This is a genomic window from Streptomyces sp. DSM 106670 (assembly GCF_055792845.1).
On the sequence record NZ_CM147704.1, the window covers coordinates 2,236,755 to 2,252,713 of the forward strand.

A 15,959-nucleotide genomic window follows, 5' to 3' on the forward strand; every position below is an offset into this window, starting at 1 on the left:
TCGCGTGGTGCGGCAGAATCTCCGTATGGGCATAGTCGCGGGGTTGGACAGTTCTTCCGCCTTCACTCACATCGTCGTCTGCGACACGGAGTCGGGCGCCGTGCTCCGGGAGGGGTACGCCGCCCACCCGGTCGAGGCGAAGGCCACCGAGGTCGATCCGCAGGCCTGGCTGCTCTCGCTCGGTGAGGCGGCCTCCGGCGGGCTGCTCGAAGGTGTGCAGGCCATCGGGGTCTCCGCGCAGCAGCACGGGCTCGTGCCGCTGGACCAGCAGGGCAACCTCGTGCGTCCCGCGCTGCTCGGCAACGACCGGCGGGCGCAGGTCGCCGCCGCCGATCTCGTCGACGCACTGGGCGGGCGGCAGGCCTGGGCGGAGGCCGTCGGGGCCGTGCCGAGCGCCGCGCAGCCGGTGGCGAAGCTGCGCTGGCTGGCGCGGACCGAGCCGGAGAACGCCCAGCGGGTGGCCGCCGTGCTCCAGCCGCACGACTGGCTCGTGTGGCAGTTGCTGGGCCGGCCCGCCCGGCGGACCACGGACCGGGGCGCGGCCTCGGGCACCGGGTACTGGTCGGCGGGCTCCGCCTCCTACCGCCCCGATCTGGTGGAGATCGCCCTCGGGCACTCCGCCGCGCTGCCCGAGGTGCTCGGGCCCGCCGACTCCGCCGGGATGACCCCGGAAGGGCTGCTGATCTCCGCGGGCACCGGCGAGACCATGGCCGCGGCCTTCGGGCTCGGGGTCGCGGTGGGCGACGCGGTGGTGTCGCTGGGGGCCTCCGGGTCCGTGATGGCGGTGCATCACGAGGCGCTCGCCGATCAGAGCGGCATGATCACCTCGTTCGCCGACGCCACCGGGATGCATCTGCCGGTGGTGCACCTCTCCAATGCCGTGCGTGCGCTGCGGGGCACCGCCGAGATGCTGGGCGTGGACGGTCTTGAGGAGCTGTCCGCGCTCGCCATGAAGTCGACGCCCGGCGCTTCGGGGCTCGTACTGCTGCCCTACCTGGAAGGTGAGCGCACCCCGCAGCTCCCGCACACCGCGGGCACCCTGAGCGGGCTGCGGCGCGAGTCGATGAAGCCGGAGCATCTGGCGCGGGCCTCGTTCGAGGGAATGCTGTGTTCGCTCGCCGACGCCCTGGACGTGCTGCGCGGGCGGGGTGTGGAGGTGCGGCGGGTGTTCCTGCTGGGCGCCGCCGCCGAACTGCCCGCCGTGCAGGCGCTGGCGCCGGCGGTGTTCGGCACCCAGGTCGTGGTGCCGCAGCCCGCCCAGTACGCGGCGCTCGGCGCGGCCCGGCAGGCGGCCTGGGCGCTCGGGGTCTCGCAGGGCGCTCTCGACCCGCGCACTCCCCCGGCCTGGCAGGGTGCGGCGGCCCAGGTGCTGGAGCCCGGCGACGAGCTGGCGGTCGGCGGCGCGGTGCGTCAGCAGTACGCGGCGACCCGGGACCAGATCCACCCCGGGGCCTTCCGGGGCGTCCACCCGGAGTGAGCGCGGGCGTCGGCGTGCGTCCGTGACACCCGAGCGCGCCGCCGCGCCCCCGGAGCGCGCGGGTTTCCCGCGCGCGCCAGGTTTGACCCGGGCTTGGGGAAAAGGGTTCGCTCTCGGAGTACGGCGTACGCGAAACTGGGTCGGCCTCTGCCTTCCGCCGATTCCGAGAGACCCGCGTGCTCATAAAACTCCTGCGGGCCCATCTGGGCCCGTACAAGAAACCCATCGTGCTGCTGGTCTGTCTCCAGCTGCTCCAGACCTGCGCCACCCTGTATCTGCCCAGCCTGAACGCCGACATCATCGACAACGGTGTCGTCACGGGTGACACCGGCTACATCCTGGAATTCGGCGGTCTCATGATCGCCGTCAGTGTTCTGCAGGTCCTCTGCAATGTGGGGGCCGTCTATTACGGGGCGCGTACCGCCGCCGCTCTCGGGCGTGATGTGCGGGCCGCCGTCTTCGACCGGGTGCAGTCCTTCTCCGCCCGTGAGCTGGGCCGCTTCGGGGCGCCCTCGCTGATCACCCGGACCACCAACGACGTCCAGCAGGTCCAGATGGTGGTGCTGCTGGCGTTCACGCTGATGGTGTCGGCCCCGATCATGTGCGTCGGCGGCATCGTCATGGCGCTCGGCCTGGATGTGCCGCTCTCCTCCGTGCTGCTGGCGGTCGTGCCGGTGCTCGGGGTCTCGGTCGGCCTCATCGTGCGGAAGATGGGGCCGCTGTTCCGCACCATGCAGGAGCGGCTGGACGGCGTGAACCGCGTGCTGCGCGAGCAGATCACCGGCAACCGGGTCATCCGCGCCTTCGTCCGGGACGGGTACGAGGAGAAGCGGTTCCGGGGGGCGAACACCGAGCTGACCGATGTGTCGGTGGCGACCGGGCGGCTGATGGCGCTGATGTTCCCGACCGTGATGACGGTGGTCAACCTGTCGTCGGTCGCGGTGGTGTGGTTCGGCGCGCACCGGATCGACAGCGGCGGGATGCAGATCGGTGCGCTGACCGCGTTCCTCGCCTATTTGATGCAGATCGTGATGGCCGTGATGATGGCCACCTTCATGTTCATGATGGTGCCGCGCGCCGAGGTGTGCGCCGAGCGCATCGAGGAGGTCCTCGGGACCGAGTCGAGCGTCGTGCCGCCCGTCGCGCCCGTCACCGAGCTGCGGCGGCACGGTCATCTGGAGGTGCGGGGCGCGGAGTTCCGCTACCCGGGTGCGGAGGAGCCGGTGCTGCGGGCGGTCGATCTGGTGGCGCGGCCCGGGGAGACGACGGCGGTCATCGGGTCGACGGGCAGCGGGAAGTCCACGCTGCTCGGGCTCGTACCCCGGCTGTTCGATGTGACGGACGGCGAGGTGCTGGTCGACGGCGAGGACGTGCGGACGCTGGATCCGGTGCTGCTGTCCAAGACGGTGTCGCTGGTGCCGCAGAAGCCGTATCTCTTCTCGGGGACGGTCGCGACGAACCTGCGGTACGGGAATCCGGACGCCACCGACGAGGAGCTGTGGCACGCGTTGGAGGTGGCGCAGGCGAAGGAGTTCGTGGAGGCGCTGGAGCACGGGCTGGACGCGCCGATCGCGCAGGGCGGCACCAATGTGTCGGGCGGTCAGCGGCAGCGGCTGGCGATCGCCCGGACGCTGGTGCAGCGCCCGGAGATCTATCTGTTCGACGACTCGTTCTCCGCGCTGGACTACGCGACCGACGCGGCGCTGCGGGCGGCGCTGGGCCGGGAGACGGCCGGGGCGACCGTGGTGATCGTGGCGCAGCGGGTGTCCACCATCCGTGACGCGGACCGGATCCTGGTGCTGGACGAGGGCCGGCTCGTGGGGTCCGGGACCCATCACGAGCTGATGGACGGCAATGAAACATACCGGGAGATCGTGCTCTCCCAGCTGACGGAAGCGGAGGCCGCGTAATGGCCGGTCCGGGCGGACGGATGATGGCCGGGGGCGCGCCCACCGACCGGTCGATGGATTTCAAGGGGTCGAGCAAGCGGCTGCTGAAGCGGTTCGGCCGGGAGAAGACCTCGCTCTGGCTGATGCTGGGCGCGGTGGCGGTGAGCGTCGGTCTCTCGGTGGCCGGGCCGAAGATCCTCGGCAGGGCGACCGACCTGATCTTCGCCGGTGTCGTCGGGCGCGAGATGCCCGAGGGCTCGACGAAGGCGCAGGCCATCGAGGGGCTGCGCGAGGAGGGCCGGGGCTCGATGGCCGACATGCTCTCGGGGGTGGGCTTCACCCCGGGCGAGGGCATCGACTTCGCGGCGGTGGGGAACGTCCTGCTGCTGGCCCTGGCGGTCTATGTCGGGGCCGGGCTGCTGATGCTGGTGGCGACGCGGCTGTCGATCCGGGTGATCAACCGGATCGTGTTCCAGCTGCGTGAGGACCTCCAGACGAAGCTGGCGCGGCTGCCGCTGTCGTACTTCGACCGGGCCAAGCGCGGTGAGGTGCTGAGCCGGGCGACGAACGACATCGACAACATCTCGCAGACGCTCCAGCAGACGATGGGCCAGCTCATCAACTCGCTGCTGACCATCGTCGGCGTGCTGGTCGTGATGTTCTGGATCTCGCCGCTGCTGGCGCTGGTCGCGCTGGTGACGGTCCCGCTGTCGGTGGTCGTGGCGACGCAGGTCGGCAAGCGGTCGCAGCCGCAGTTCGTGCAGCAGTGGCGGGTCACGGGCACGCTCAACGCCCATGTCGAGGAGATGTACACCGGGCACAACCTGGTGAAGGTCTTCGGCCGGCAGCAGGAGTCCGCGCGGGACTTCGCCGAGCAGAACGAGGCGCTGTACGAGGCGGGCTTCAAGGCCCAGTTCGCCAGCGGGCTCATGCAGCCGCTGATGTTCTTCATCTCCAACCTCAACTATGTGCTGGTCGCGGTGGTCGGCGGGCTCCGGGTCGCCTCGGGCGCGCTGTCGATCGGTGACGTCCAGGCGTTCATCCAGTACTCGCGGCAGTTCTCGATGCCGCTGACGCAGGTCGCCTCGATGGCCAACCTCATCCAGTCCGGCATCGCGTCCGCGGAGCGGGTCTTCGAACTGCTGGACGCCGAGGAGCAGGAGGCGGACCCGGAGCACGGTGAGCGCCCGGAGCGGCCGGCCGGCCGGGTCTCGCTGGAGAAGGTGTCCTTCCGCTACGAGCCGGAGAAGCCGCTGATCGAGGATCTGTCGCTGAGCGTGGAGCCGGGGCAGACCGTCGCGATCGTCGGTCCGACCGGGGCGGGCAAGACGACGCTGGTCAATCTGCTGATGCGGTTCTACGAGGTGACCGGCGGGCGGATCGCGCTCGACGGGGTCGATGTGGCGAAGATGTCCCGGGACGATCTGCGGTCCTCGATCGGCATGGTGCTCCAGGACACCTGGCTGTTCGGCGGGACGATCGCGGAGAACATCGCGTACGGCGCTTCGCGCGAGGTCACCCGGGAGGAGATCGAGGAGGCGGCCCGGGCGGCGCATGCCGACCGGTTCATCCGGACGCTGCCCGACGGGTACGACTCGGTGATCGACGACGAGGGCTCCGGGGTCAGCGCGGGCGAGAAGCAGCTGATCACCATCGCGCGGGCGTTCCTGTCCGACCCGGTGATCCTGGTGCTCGACGAGGCGACCAGTTCGGTGGACACCCGGACCGAGGTGCTGATCCAGAAGGCGATGGCGCGCCTCGCCCACGGGCGTACGTCGTTCGTGATCGCGCACCGGCTCTCCACGATCCGGGACGCGGACGTGATCCTGGTGATGGAGAGCGGATCGATCGTCGAACAGGGCACGCACGAGGAGCTGTTGGCGGCCGGTGGCGCCTACGCGCGGCTGTACGCCGCCCAGTTCGCGGAGGCGCTGGCCGAGGTGGACTGAGCGTTCCGGCCGGGTGGATCAGTCGAGGTAGCCGCGGAGTTGGTCGGCGAAGGCGTGGTCCCGCAGCCTGCTGAGGGTCTTGGACTCGATCTGGCGGATGCGTTCGCGTGTCACGCCGAAGATCCGGCCGATCTCCTCCAGGGTGCGGGGCCGCCCGTCCTCCAGGCCGTACCGCAGTTGTACGACCTTGCGTTCGCGTTCGCCGAGGGTGGAGAGCACCGCCTCCAGGTGTTCGCGCAGCAGCAGGAAGGCGGCGGATTCGACGGGTGAGGCGGCGTCGCCGTCCTCGATGAGGTCGCCGAAGGAGACGTCGTCCTCCTCGCCCACGGGGGCGTGCAGCGAGACGGGCTCCTGGGCCAGGCGGAGAACTTCGGTGACTCGCTCGGGCGTCAGGTCCAGCTCGACCGCGATGTCCTCGGCGGTCGGCTCGACGCCGCGTTCCTGGAGGAGCCGGCGCTGGACCCGGACCACGCGGTTGATCAGCTCCACGACATGGACCGGGACGCGGATGGTGCGGGCCTGGTCGGCGAGGGCGCGGGACATGGCCTGGCGGATCCACCAGGTGGCGTACGTGGAGAACTTGTAGCCCCGGGCGTAGTCGAACTTCTCCACCGCCCGGATCAGCCCGAGGTTCCCCTCCTGGACCAGGTCGAGCATGGTCAGCCCGCGGCCCACATAGCGCTTGGCGACGGAGACGACGAGGCGGAGGTTGGCCTCGATCAGGCGGCGTTTGGCCGTGCGGCCCATCACCACCAGGCGGTCCAGGTCCCCGGCGAGGCGGGAGTCGAGGTCGGGGGTGCCCGCGAGGCGTTCCTCGGCGAAGAGCCCGGCCTCGACGCGGCGGGCGAGCTCGACCTCCTCGGCGGCGGTGAGCAGCGGGATGCGGCCGATCTCGCGCAGATACTGCCGGAACAGATCGGAGGTGGGGCCGCCGGAGTCCGCCCGGTTCCGCGGCTCCGGCGGTTCGGGGAGATGCGTCGCTTCCACCATGACTGCCTCGGGTGCGGGTCCGGGCGGGCCGGCTGTGGTCTCCGGGTGGTGCAGGGCCCTGTGCTGCGCCGGGATGGCCGCGATGGGCTCGGTCGTGGTCGTCACGGTCCGGGTCTGCACGGGGGCGACCTCCAGGTGATCGCTGCCGGATGACGGGGGTGGAGGTCTGCCCGGCCCCGGGTGTTCCCCGCGAACCGGCGTGCTCCGATGACTCAGACATTCCCCAGTGTGGGGTACGACACACGACTGTCACGAGGGGCGTGCGAGGACTTTCTGATTCCGGTCCGTCACCGGGCGGTTACCCGCCCGGCCGGGCGGACACGTCCTAGAGCGCGGCGGCGCCGTGGGCGCGCAGGGACTGGGCGTACTGCTGGAGCACCCAGACCTCGTTCTGCGCGGCGGCCAGCTCGTGCGGAGCCACGTTGCTGCCGAGGCGGGTGAGGCTGCCCTGTACGTCGTTGATGCGGCGGTCCACGGCGCGCAGCCGGACCTGGACGAGCTGGACACCCGCGTAGGTCTCGTCGATCGTTCTGCTCATGAAGACCTCGACGGCGAGCTCGGTGACGAGGCTGCGGACGGTGTTGTCGGGGGCCGCGTCCATGACGGCGACCAGATATTCGCGGTTGTCGGCGAGGCCCTGCTCGGCGCCGCCCGCCTCCTCGATGCAGCGGCGCACGGCGGCGTAGGGCGGGGCGGTGAACTCGTCCACGCCGTAGGCGTCGAAGGCCGGCGAGACCAGGGCGGGCTTCTGGAGGGCCAGCTTGAGCAGCTCCCGCTCGGTGCGGTGGGCGGGGCTGCGGAGGTTGAGCGCGGGGCCGGAGAAGCCGGGGGCGGGGGCGGCCTGCTGCGGGGCGCCGCCCCGGGGGGACCGGGGTCCGCCGCGGGAGCCCTGGGGTCCGCCGCCGTCGCCACCCTTGTCGCGGGCCCAGCGGGCGAGCTGGGCGACGCGGCGGACGACGAACTCCTGGTCGAGGATGCCGACGAACCCGGCGAGCTGGACGGCGACCTCGCGCTGCACGCTGCTCGTCTTGATCTTGGCGACGACGGCGGCGGCCTCGTCGAGCGCCGCGCCGCGCCCGGCCGGGGTCTCCAGGTCGTACCGGCCGACGATCTGGCGCAGCGCGAACTCGAAGAGCGGGGTGCGCGGCTCGACCAGGTCGCGCACCGCGTCGTCGCCCTTGGCGAGCCGCAGATCGCAGGGGTCCATGCCCTCCGGGGCGATGGCGATGTAGGTCTCGGCGGCGAACTTCTGGTCGTCCTCGAAGGCGCGCAGGGCCGCCTTCTGGCCGGCCGAGTCGCCGTCGAAGGTGAAGATCACGCGGGCGCTGCCGTTGTCCATGAGGAGGCGGCGCAGGATCTTGATGTGGTCGTTGCCGAAGGCGGTGCCGCAGGTGGCGATGGCGGTGGTGACCCCGGCGAGGTGGCAGGCCATGACGTCGGTGTAGCCCTCGACGACGACGGCGCGGCTGGCCTTGGCGATGTCCTTCTTGGCCAGGTCGATGCCGTAGAGCACCTGGGACTTCTTGTAGACGGGGGTCTCGGGGGTGTTCAGGTACTTCGGGCCGTTGTCGTCGTCGCGGAGCTTGCGGGCGCCGAAGCCGACGATGTCGCCCGCGGTGTCGCTGATCGGCCACATCAGCCGGCCGCGGAAGCGGTCGATGGGGCCGCGGCGGCCGTCCTGGGAGAGCCCGGAGGTGATCAGCTCCTTGTCGCTGAAGCCCTTGCCGCGCAGATAGCGGGTGAGGTGGTCCCAGCCGGCCGGGCTGTAGCCGACGCGGAAGTGGGCGGCGGCGTCCTGGTCGAAGCCGCGCTCGGCGAGGAACTTCCGGCCGATCTCGGCCTCGGGGCTCTCCAGCGCGCGGACGTAGAACTCGGCGGCCGCCTGGTGGGCCTCGATCAGCCGGATGCGTTCGCCGCGCTGGTGGGAGGGGTTGTAGCCGCCCTCCTCGTACCGCAGGGTGATGCCCGCCTTGGCGGCGAGGCGCTCGACCGTCTCCGAGAAGGAGAGATGGTCGATCTTCATCACGAAGGCGATCGTGTCGCCGCCCTCCTGGCAGCCGAAGCAGTGGAACAGGCCCTTGCCGGGGCTGACCTGGAAGGAGGGGGACTTCTCGTCGTGGAAGGGGCAGAGGCCCTTGAGGTTTCCGCCGCCCGCGTTGCGCAGCTGGAGGTACTCGGACACGACGGAGTCGATCGGGACCGCGTCCCGTACCGCCTTCACGTCGTCGTCGTTGATCCTGCCAGCCACGCGTGAAGTCTACGGGTGGCCTCGGACAACCTGGGCCCCGGCGGGCGGTCGGCCGGGGTGCGGGCCGTGCCGCCCGCGCCCCGGCCGTACGCCTCAGAGCAGGGAGTCCAGCGGGACCGACGGGTCGGCGAGGGCCTCCGGGTCGTGCTGCCGGCGGGCCCGGATCAGCTCCTGGACCGTCTCGGTGACATCCCACACGTTGACGTTCATCCCGGCGAGGACGCGGCGGTCCTTCAGCCAGAACGCGATGAACTCCCGCTTTCCGGCGTCGCCCCGGATGATCACCTCGTCGTAGGAGCCGGGCGGGGCCCAGCCGGAGTATTCGAGGCCCAGGTCGTACTGGTCGGAGAAGAAGTACGGGACGCGGTCGTACGTCACGTCCTGGCCGAGCATGGCGCGGGCGGCGGCGGGTCCGCCGTTCAGGGCGTTGGCCCAGTGCTCGACGCGCAGCCGGGTGCCGAGCAGCGGGTGGACGGCGGCGGCGACGTCCCCGGCGGCGTAGATGTGCGGGTCGGAGGTGCGCAGGGAGGCGTCCACGGCGATGCCGCCGCCGTGCGCCCGCTCGGCCATCTCCAGTCCGGCGGCCTCGGCGAGGGCGGAGCGCGGGGCGGCGCCGATCGCGGCGAGGACGTCGTGGGCGAGGTGCTCCTCGCCGTCGTCGGTGCGGACGGCGAAGACCATGCCGTCCTGGCCGGTGATCTCGGTGAGGCGGGCGCCGAAGTGGAAGCGGACGCCGTGCGCGCTGTGCAGCTCGGTGAAGATCTGGCCCAGCTCGGGGCCGATGACCTGGTGCAGCGGGGTGGGCTCGGCCTCGACGACGGTGACCTCGGCGCCGTAGCCCCGGGCGGCGGCGGCGACCTCCAGGCCGATCCAGCCGGCTCCGGCGATGACCAGGTGGCCGTTGTCGCGGCCGAGGGCGGCGAGCACGTTGCGCAGCCGGTCGGCGTGGGCGAGGCGGCGCAGGTGGTGGACGCCGGCCAGGTCGGTGCCGGGGATGTCCAGGCGGCGGGGTTCGGAGCCGGTGGCCAGCAGCAGCTTGTCGTAGTGGATGACGGTGTTGTCGCCGAGCTGCACGGTCCTGGCGTACCGGTCGAGCGCGGTGACCGGCTGGCCGAGGTGCAGCTCGATGTCGGCGCCCGCGTACCAGGGGCGTTCGTGGGTGAAGACGCTGTCGCGTTCGGCCTTGCCGTCCAGGTAGCCCTTGGAGAGCGGCGGTCGTTCGTAGGGGTGGTCGCGCTCGTCGCCGATGAGGATCACCCGGCCGGTGAACCCTTCGGCGCGCAGTGTTTCGGCCGCCTTCGCCCCTGCGAGTCCTGCTCCGACGATGACGAACGTCTGATGTGCGTCGACCACTTGATGCCTCCTCAGTGCTGTGCTGCGCGGCGCCCCCACAACTGCGAGCGTCCCGCACGCAGCGTGATGACGAAAGAGGGTGTGCCCCGGACAGGTCACACCCCGTGGTCAGATGTCCGGCCCCTTCCAGTCTGCCGGTCAGCCGCGACGGGCGGTGAGCGCGGCGTGCAGGGATCGTGCCGAGGCGTCGGTGAGGGCGGCGATCTGGTCGACGAGGACGCGCTTGCGGGCGTGGTCGTCGGGCGCCTGGTCGAACAGGGCGCGGAAGTGCGGTTCCAGGCCTTCGGGGGCGCGGGCGGTGAGGGCGGCGGCCAGCTCGGCGATGACGATGCGCTGGTCGGCGCGGAGGGTCTCCTGCTCGGCGCGCTGCATCACGTACCGGTCGGCGACCGCCTTGAGCACGGCGCACTCGTGGCGCACGGCGCGCGGGACGACCAGCTCGGCGCCGTACCGGCCGAGGCGGCCGGGGCCGTACACCGCGCGGGTGGCGGTCTCGGCCTCCGTGCAGAAGCGGCCGATGAGCTGGCTGGTGGCGTCCTTCAGGCGGGCCTGGGCCACGGCGGAGCCGTCGTAGCCGTGCGGCCACCAGTCCTGGTCGATCAGCCGGTCCAGGGCCTCGGACAGCTCCTGCGGGTCGGTGCCGGCCGGGACGTACCGGCCGATGGCGACGGCCCAGATCTCCTCGCGCTCGGGCTCGGCGTAGAGGCAGTTGGGGTCGATGTGCCCGGCGTGCAGCCCGTCCTCGAAGTCGTGGACGCTGTACGCCACGTCGTCGGACCAGTCCATCACCTGGGCCTCGAAGCAGGTGCGGTCCTCGGGTGCGCCCTTGCGGGCCCAGGCGAAGACCGGCAGGTCGTCGGCGTACACCCCGAACTTGGCCGAGTGCGGGTCGGTGGGGTGCGCGCCGCGCGGCCAGGGGTACTTGGTGGCGGCGTCCAGGGCGGCCCGGGTGAGGTTGAGGCCGACGCTGACCAGGTCGCCGGTGCGCGGGTCGCGGACGAAGCGCTTGGGCTCCAGGCGGGTCAGCAGGCGCAGCGACTGGGCGTTGCCCTCGAAGCCGCCGCAGTCGGAGGCGAAGTCGTTGAGCGCCTGTTCGCCGTTGTGGCCGAACGGGGGGTGGCCCATGTCGTGGGAGAGGCAGGCCGTCTCCACGAGGTCCGGGTCGCAGCCGAGGACCGCGCCCAGCTCACGGCCGACCTGGGCGCACTCCAGGGAGTGGGTGAGGCGGGTGCGGGGGCTGGCGTCCCAGACGAGCGAGCGGGTGCCGGGCGTGACCACCTGGGTCTTTCCGGCGAGCCGGCGCAGGGCAGCGGAGTGCAGGACCCGGGCGCGGTCGCGCTGGAAGGCGGTGCGGCCGGGCCGCTTGTCCTCCTCGGTGTCGAAGCGCTCGGTGTCGGCGGAGCCGTAGGGACTCGACCCCGTGGTCCGGTGTGCGCTCTGCGTGCCTTGTGTGCCGTGTGCCGGTTCTGCCCCGGGTGCGCCCTGTGTGCCGTCCATGGGTCCGACATTAGCGACCGGGACGGACAACCGGACGCGAGCGGGCCCGGGATGTCAGGCGGAAGCGAGCAGGCTCACCGCGTCGGCCCGGACGTCTCCCGGGGTCCGCACCGCCTGGTCGTAGCGGTGCAGCAGGAGGCGGGCCATCGCCGGGTGGGCGCCGAGCGGGGCGGCGGCCCGGTGCGGTGCGGCCTCGGCGCAGGCGCTCGCGAAGCGGCCGGGGGCGGTGAAGTACGAGGCGACGAAGGCCCGGTGGCGTCCTCGGGCGGCCAGCGCGCGCAGGGCGGCGGGGACGGTGGGCGTGGTGGCGGAGGCGTACGCGGGGACGACGGGCACACCGAGGCGTTCGGCCAGCAGGCGGGCGGTGCGCCGGGTGTCCCGGGCGGAGTCGGGGTCGCGGGAGCCGGCGGCGGCGAGGACCACGGCGGCGGCCCGCCCGCCCCGGTCGGCACCGTCCCAGCCGGCCTCGACGAGCCGCCCGTACAGCGCCTCGACGAGCAGGGGGTGCGGGCCGAGGGGCGCGGCGATCCTGGTCCGTACGGCGGGGGCGGCGGCCGCCCTGGCGGGCAGGTCGCGCTTGACGTGGTGGCCGCGTCCCAGGAGCAGCGGTACGAGGACGGCGTCGGCCCCGCGCAGGCCGTCCAGGGTGTCCGGGAGCAGCGGCCGGTTCAGCTCGATGTGGCCGAGCCGGACGTCGAGGCCGGGGCGCAGCTCGCGCACCCGGTCCAGGAGGGCCAGCACGGTGCGCAGGGCCTCCGGGTCGCGGCTGCCGTGCGCCACGGCGACCAGGGACGGGAGGGGGTGGTCGGGCTGCCGGGTGCGGTGCATGGGCCTGCGGGTTCCGTTCCGGGAGACGAGGCTGAGCTGGGCGCCGAGCCGGTCGGTGATACGGGTGAGGAGCTGGGCGGTGCTGTCGATCGGCGGGGGTGGCTGCTGAGGCTGTTCCGGGGCCGGCTCCGTCATGGATTGATGGTGCCGGGCGGAGGTTGCCGGGCCGTTGCGCGAGGGTCACGGGGGTTTTCCGCCGCCTCACGGCGGGGGCGGGAGCGGTGTGCGTACGCCGGTGGCGGATGCCACAACCGGGGCGGCGGGCGAACCTTCGTGGCATTCCGGGCGTCAGATGGGGTGGGGGCGCGGGGCGCACACGGATACGGATACGGGTGCGGTGGACGACGGACAGGCGGGGCGAGGGGTGGGGGTTCTGGTGCGCGGGAAGGCCGGGAAAGCCGGAAGGACCGGGGAAGCCGGGGAGATCGACGAGACCGGTGGGAGACGGAAGGGGCCCGGGCGGCTCAGGTGGTCCGGGCTGCTCGGGCGGCTCGGACGGCGGCTGAAGGGGGTCCGGTGGCCGGCCCGGCCCGCTCTGCGGCTGCCGCGCACCCGGCGGGGCCGGCGGTGGCTGGTGCAGGGGCTGATGGCCGCCTGTGTGCTGGCGCTGGTGCCCGCGACCTGGGTGCGTCTGGAGGCCGGCGACCGGGTGGGCACGACGGCCGAGGCCCCGGCCCGGGAGGTGGCCGTGGTGTTCGGCGCCGGGCTGTGGAAGGGCCGGCCGACCCCGTACCTCGCGCACCGACTGGACGCGGCGGCCGAGCTGTACCGCGCCGGGAAGGTGAAGGTCGTCCTGGTCACCGGGGACAACAGCCGGGTGGAGTACGACGAGCCGGACGCGATGCGCACGTATCTCACCGGGCGCGGGGTGCCCGACGAGCGGATCGTGAGCGACTACGCCGGATTCGACTCCTGGGACTCCTGCGTCCGGGCCAAGAAGATCTTCGGCGTCGACCGGGCGGTGCTGGTGAGCCAGGGCTTCCACATCCACCGGGCGGTCACGCTGTGCCGGTCCGCCGGGATCGACGCGTACGGCGTCGGGGTCGACGAGCCACGGGATTCCGTCTGGTACTACGGCGGCGTCCGGGAGCTGGCGGCCTCGGGCAAGGCGGCCCTGGACGCCCTGTTCCGGCCCGACCCGCGCTTCCTGGGGCCGACGGAGCCGGGCGTGACGGAGGCACTGGCAGACACCCCGGACACCCCCTAGGAACCTCCCGGCGTACGGCCGGTGGTCCACCGGCCCCCGGGGATGAGGACGCCGCCCGTCCGCAGCGAGCGGGTGACGGCGGCCGCGGCGAGATAGACCCAGGCCCGCACGGACTCGCCCGCTCCGTCGCCGGGGCCCGGCGCGCCCGCCTCGCCCGGCAGCTCGACCTCGCGGACGACCCGTTCGTACAGGTTGCGCGGGTGGCCCGGGCCGAGGAACTCCTCCAGGTGGTCCAGCAGCCCGAGCAGCTCCCCGTACACCCCGGGCGCGGCGACGAGGAGGGTGCCGTGGACGCGGCCGTGGCCCTCGATCGCGTACGGGTAGCCGGGGCCGTCGTAGAGGAGGGCCCGGGGCAGTACGGCCGGCCGCTCCCCCGCCGTACGGCCCCGGAGGAACAGGTCGTGGTTGGGTTCGCCCGGCAGCAGCGTCCCGTACACGAAGAAGGGCAGCTCGGCGGCGACGGGTCCGCCGGGGGCGGTCGTGGTCACGGCCGTCGTCACAGGGCCGCCGGGGGCGCCGTCTCCGCCGTCACCCAGCCGAGATAGCGGGCGCTGCCCCGGACCACCGGCAGGGCGATGATCTCCGGGGTGTCGTAGTCGTGCTCCTGCTGAAGGTGCTCCTCCAGTTCGCCGTAGCGCTCCGCCGTGGTCTTGAAGAACACCTGCCACTCCTCGGTCGTCTCGATGGCGTTCTGCCACCGGTAGACGGAGGTGACGGGGGCGGAGATCTGCGCGCAGGCCGCCAGCCTGGCCTCCACCGCCGACCGGGCCAGGGCCTGGGCCTTGTCCTCACTGTCGGTCGTGGTCAGTACGGTCAGCCATGCCGGCGGCGCTGTCATCGTCGGTCTCCTCCGAATACGGAATACGGAATACGGACTACGGCGGGCTTCCCGCCCATGGGCCTTCGATGTGATTGTCGGCCCCCATGCCGTCAGGCGCCGTACGGACGGAGATTCCGGGCGTCGCGGAGCGCCGTGCCCCACCACACCAGCTGGTCCAGCAGCGTCTTGGCCGCCACGTCGGCGGGCTCCGGGTCCAGGTGGCGCCCCTCGTCGTCGAAGAGGACACCGGCGTTGTGGAAGGACACGGTGTCGCGGACGGTGACGGTGTGCAGCTCGGCGAAGACCTGCCGGAGGTGTTCGACGGCCCGCAGCCCGCCGGAGATGCCGCCGTAGCTGACGAAGGCGACGGGCTTGGCCTGCCATTCGGCGCTGTGCCAGTCGATGAGGGTCTTCAGCGGCGCGGGGAACGAGTGGTTGTACTCGGGGGTGACGACGACGAAGGCGTCGGCCGCCGCGAGCCGTTCGGAGACCGCGGCGAGCCGTGCCGCCTCCTCCGGGCCGGGGCTGAAGGTGATGGCGGTGGGGAGGTCCGCCTCGGCGACGTCGATCAGTTCGGTCTCGACGCCGGGGTGTCCGGCCGCGCGGGCCAGGAACCAGTCGGCGACGACGGGGCCGAAGCGGCCGTCGCGGTTGCTGCCGAGGATGACGGCCACCTTGAGCGGGGCGGGCTCGGCGGGCGAGGCGGTGGATGACGCGGAAGACGTGGATGCGGCTGTGGTGTCCATGGCGTCGATGCTTCAGCCTCGACCGCGGTTGAGGTCAAGCCCGCCCGGCCGGGTCCGCTCGTCCGAGCACGGGCGGACGAGCACGGGCGGACGAGCCCGCCCCGCCCCGGCCCGTACGGCACGCCTACCGTGGCCGCATGACGACGCACCCGCCCACGCCCCACATCGAGTTCGACGGCCGCCCGGCCACCGAGGAGACCCTGCGGATCCCCGCGCTGTACGGCTACGGCCACTTCACCGCCCTCCAGGTGCGGGACGGGAAGGCGCGCGGGCTCGCACCGCACCTCGCCCGGCTGGACGCCGCGAACCGGGAACTGTTCGCACTGCCGCTGGACGGCGACCGGGTGCGGGAGCTGATCCGGCACGCCCTGGACGGCGCGGGGCGGCGGGACGCCTCGGTGCGGGTGAACGGCTATCTGCCGCCCGGCGCGACGCGCACGACCCTGATGGTGACGGTCCGGGAGCCCGCCGTGCCGCCGTCCGGGGCGCGGAGCCTGATGTCGGTGCCGTACGCGCGCACGGCCCCGCACATCAAGCGGCCGGGCGAGTTCGGGCAGACGTACTACGGGATGCTGGCCGGGCGGGCGGGGTTCGACGAGGCGCTGCTGACCGCGCCGGGCGGGGTGGTGACCGAGGGGGCGGTCACCAACATCGGCTTCTGGGACGGAACCTCGGTGGTGTGGCCCGGCGCCCCGGCGCTCACCGGCATCACGATGACCCTGCTGGAGCAGGAGCTGGCCCGGGCCGGACGGCCGTCGGTGCGCCGCCCGGTGACGCTGGAGGGCCCGGACGGGGTGGGCCGCTACCGCTCCGCCTTCGTCTGCAACTCGCAGGGCATCGCGCCGGTGCGGCGGATCGACGACGTCGGCTTCACGGTCGACGAGGAGCTGATGAAGGACCTGGGCGCGGTGTACGACAGCGCTCCGGAGGACGTCGTCTGAGCCGTCCGCCCGGA

Annotated in this window: 13 protein-coding genes; 5 read left to right on the forward strand and 8 right to left on the reverse strand. The window is 72.6% G+C overall.

The features are described 5' to 3' along the window. Positions 1–25 precede the first annotated feature (25 nt). The 3 genes from ACSMXR_RS09880 (at position 26) to ACSMXR_RS09890 (ending at position 5,315) form a co-directional block, all read left to right on the forward strand. Positions 26–1,477: an FGGY family carbohydrate kinase gene (locus tag ACSMXR_RS09880; protein WP_381908295.1), complete on the forward strand. Its 1,452-nt coding sequence runs from the start codon at positions 26–28 to the stop codon at positions 1,475–1,477. Positions 1,478–1,653: 176 nt separating this feature from the next. Then, positions 1,654–3,387 (forward strand): ABC transporter ATP-binding protein, encoded by a 1,734-nt coding sequence (locus ACSMXR_RS09885; protein ID WP_137233292.1) that lies wholly within the window; start codon positions 1,654–1,656, stop codon positions 3,385–3,387. Next, positions 3,387–5,315 carry an ABC transporter ATP-binding protein gene (locus ACSMXR_RS09890; protein WP_137233293.1) on the forward strand — a complete coding sequence of 643 codons (1,929 nt, stop codon included), beginning with the start codon at positions 3,387–3,389 and terminating at the stop codon, positions 5,313–5,315. The genes ACSMXR_RS09885 and ACSMXR_RS09890 overlap by 1 nt, the downstream gene beginning before the upstream one ends. An 18-nt stretch (positions 5,316–5,333) precedes the next feature. Here the strand turns inward: ACSMXR_RS09890 and ACSMXR_RS09895 are convergent, their stop codons facing one another. The 5 genes from ACSMXR_RS09895 to ACSMXR_RS09915 all read right to left on the reverse strand — a co-directional run bounded on the left by ACSMXR_RS09895 (position 5,334) and on the right by ACSMXR_RS09915 (position 12,366). Then, positions 5,334–6,425, reverse strand: coding sequence for an RNA polymerase sigma factor (locus tag ACSMXR_RS09895; protein ID WP_137233294.1), 1,092 nt, complete (start codon positions 6,423–6,425; stop codon positions 5,334–5,336). Positions 6,426–6,630: 205 nt separating this feature from the next. Continuing rightward, the gene (gene dnaG / locus ACSMXR_RS09900; protein WP_137233295.1) at positions 6,631–8,553 is read right to left on the reverse strand and encodes a DNA primase; all 1,923 of its coding nucleotides are present in this window, start codon (positions 8,551–8,553) and stop codon (positions 6,631–6,633) included. Positions 8,554–8,646: 93 nt separating this feature from the next. After that, a complete protein-coding gene (locus ACSMXR_RS09905) occupies positions 8,647–9,906 on the reverse strand; it encodes an NAD(P)/FAD-dependent oxidoreductase (RefSeq protein WP_137233296.1) in 1,260 nt (419 codons plus the stop codon). 138 nt (positions 9,907–10,044) lie between these two features. Further along, positions 10,045–11,403, reverse strand: coding sequence for a deoxyguanosinetriphosphate triphosphohydrolase (locus tag ACSMXR_RS09910; protein ID WP_137233297.1), 1,359 nt, complete (start codon positions 11,401–11,403; stop codon positions 10,045–10,047). 54 nt (positions 11,404–11,457) lie between these two features. Next, positions 11,458–12,366, reverse strand: a complete 909-nt coding sequence (locus ACSMXR_RS09915; RefSeq protein ID WP_473171656.1) for a sirohydrochlorin chelatase — start codon at positions 12,364–12,366, stop codon at positions 11,458–11,460. 343 nt (positions 12,367–12,709) lie between these two features. Between ACSMXR_RS09915 and ACSMXR_RS09920 the strand changes: the two genes are divergently transcribed. Next, complete coding sequence (locus tag ACSMXR_RS09920; protein ID WP_473172366.1) at positions 12,710–13,438, forward strand: SanA/YdcF family protein; 729 nt, start codon at positions 12,710–12,712, stop codon at positions 13,436–13,438. Here ACSMXR_RS09920 and ACSMXR_RS09925 read toward each other — a convergent pair. From ACSMXR_RS09925 to ACSMXR_RS09935, 3 genes are all read right to left on the reverse strand, one after another. Beyond that, a complete protein-coding gene (locus ACSMXR_RS09925; protein ID WP_381797520.1) occupies positions 13,435–13,938 on the reverse strand; it encodes a gamma-glutamylcyclotransferase family protein in 504 nt (167 codons plus the stop codon). The genes ACSMXR_RS09920 and ACSMXR_RS09925 overlap by 4 nt on opposite strands. Next, positions 13,935–14,276, reverse strand: a complete 342-nt coding sequence (gene cutA, locus ACSMXR_RS09930) for a divalent-cation tolerance protein CutA (protein ID WP_030078048.1) — start codon at positions 14,274–14,276, stop codon at positions 13,935–13,937. The genes ACSMXR_RS09925 and cutA overlap by 4 nt, the downstream gene beginning before the upstream one ends. A gap of 92 nt (positions 14,277–14,368) precedes the next feature. Further along, the gene (locus ACSMXR_RS09935; protein ID WP_473171657.1) at positions 14,369–15,004 is read right to left on the reverse strand and encodes an NADPH-dependent FMN reductase; all 636 of its coding nucleotides are present in this window, start codon (positions 15,002–15,004) and stop codon (positions 14,369–14,371) included. Between the two features lie 137 nt (positions 15,005–15,141). On the opposite strand from ACSMXR_RS09935, the gene ACSMXR_RS09940 reads away from it, so the two are divergent. Beyond that, on the forward strand, positions 15,142–15,945 hold the full coding sequence (locus tag ACSMXR_RS09940; RefSeq protein WP_376188448.1) for an aminotransferase class IV family protein: 804 nt from the start codon (positions 15,142–15,144) through the stop codon (positions 15,943–15,945). Positions 15,946–15,959 lie beyond the last annotated feature (14 nt).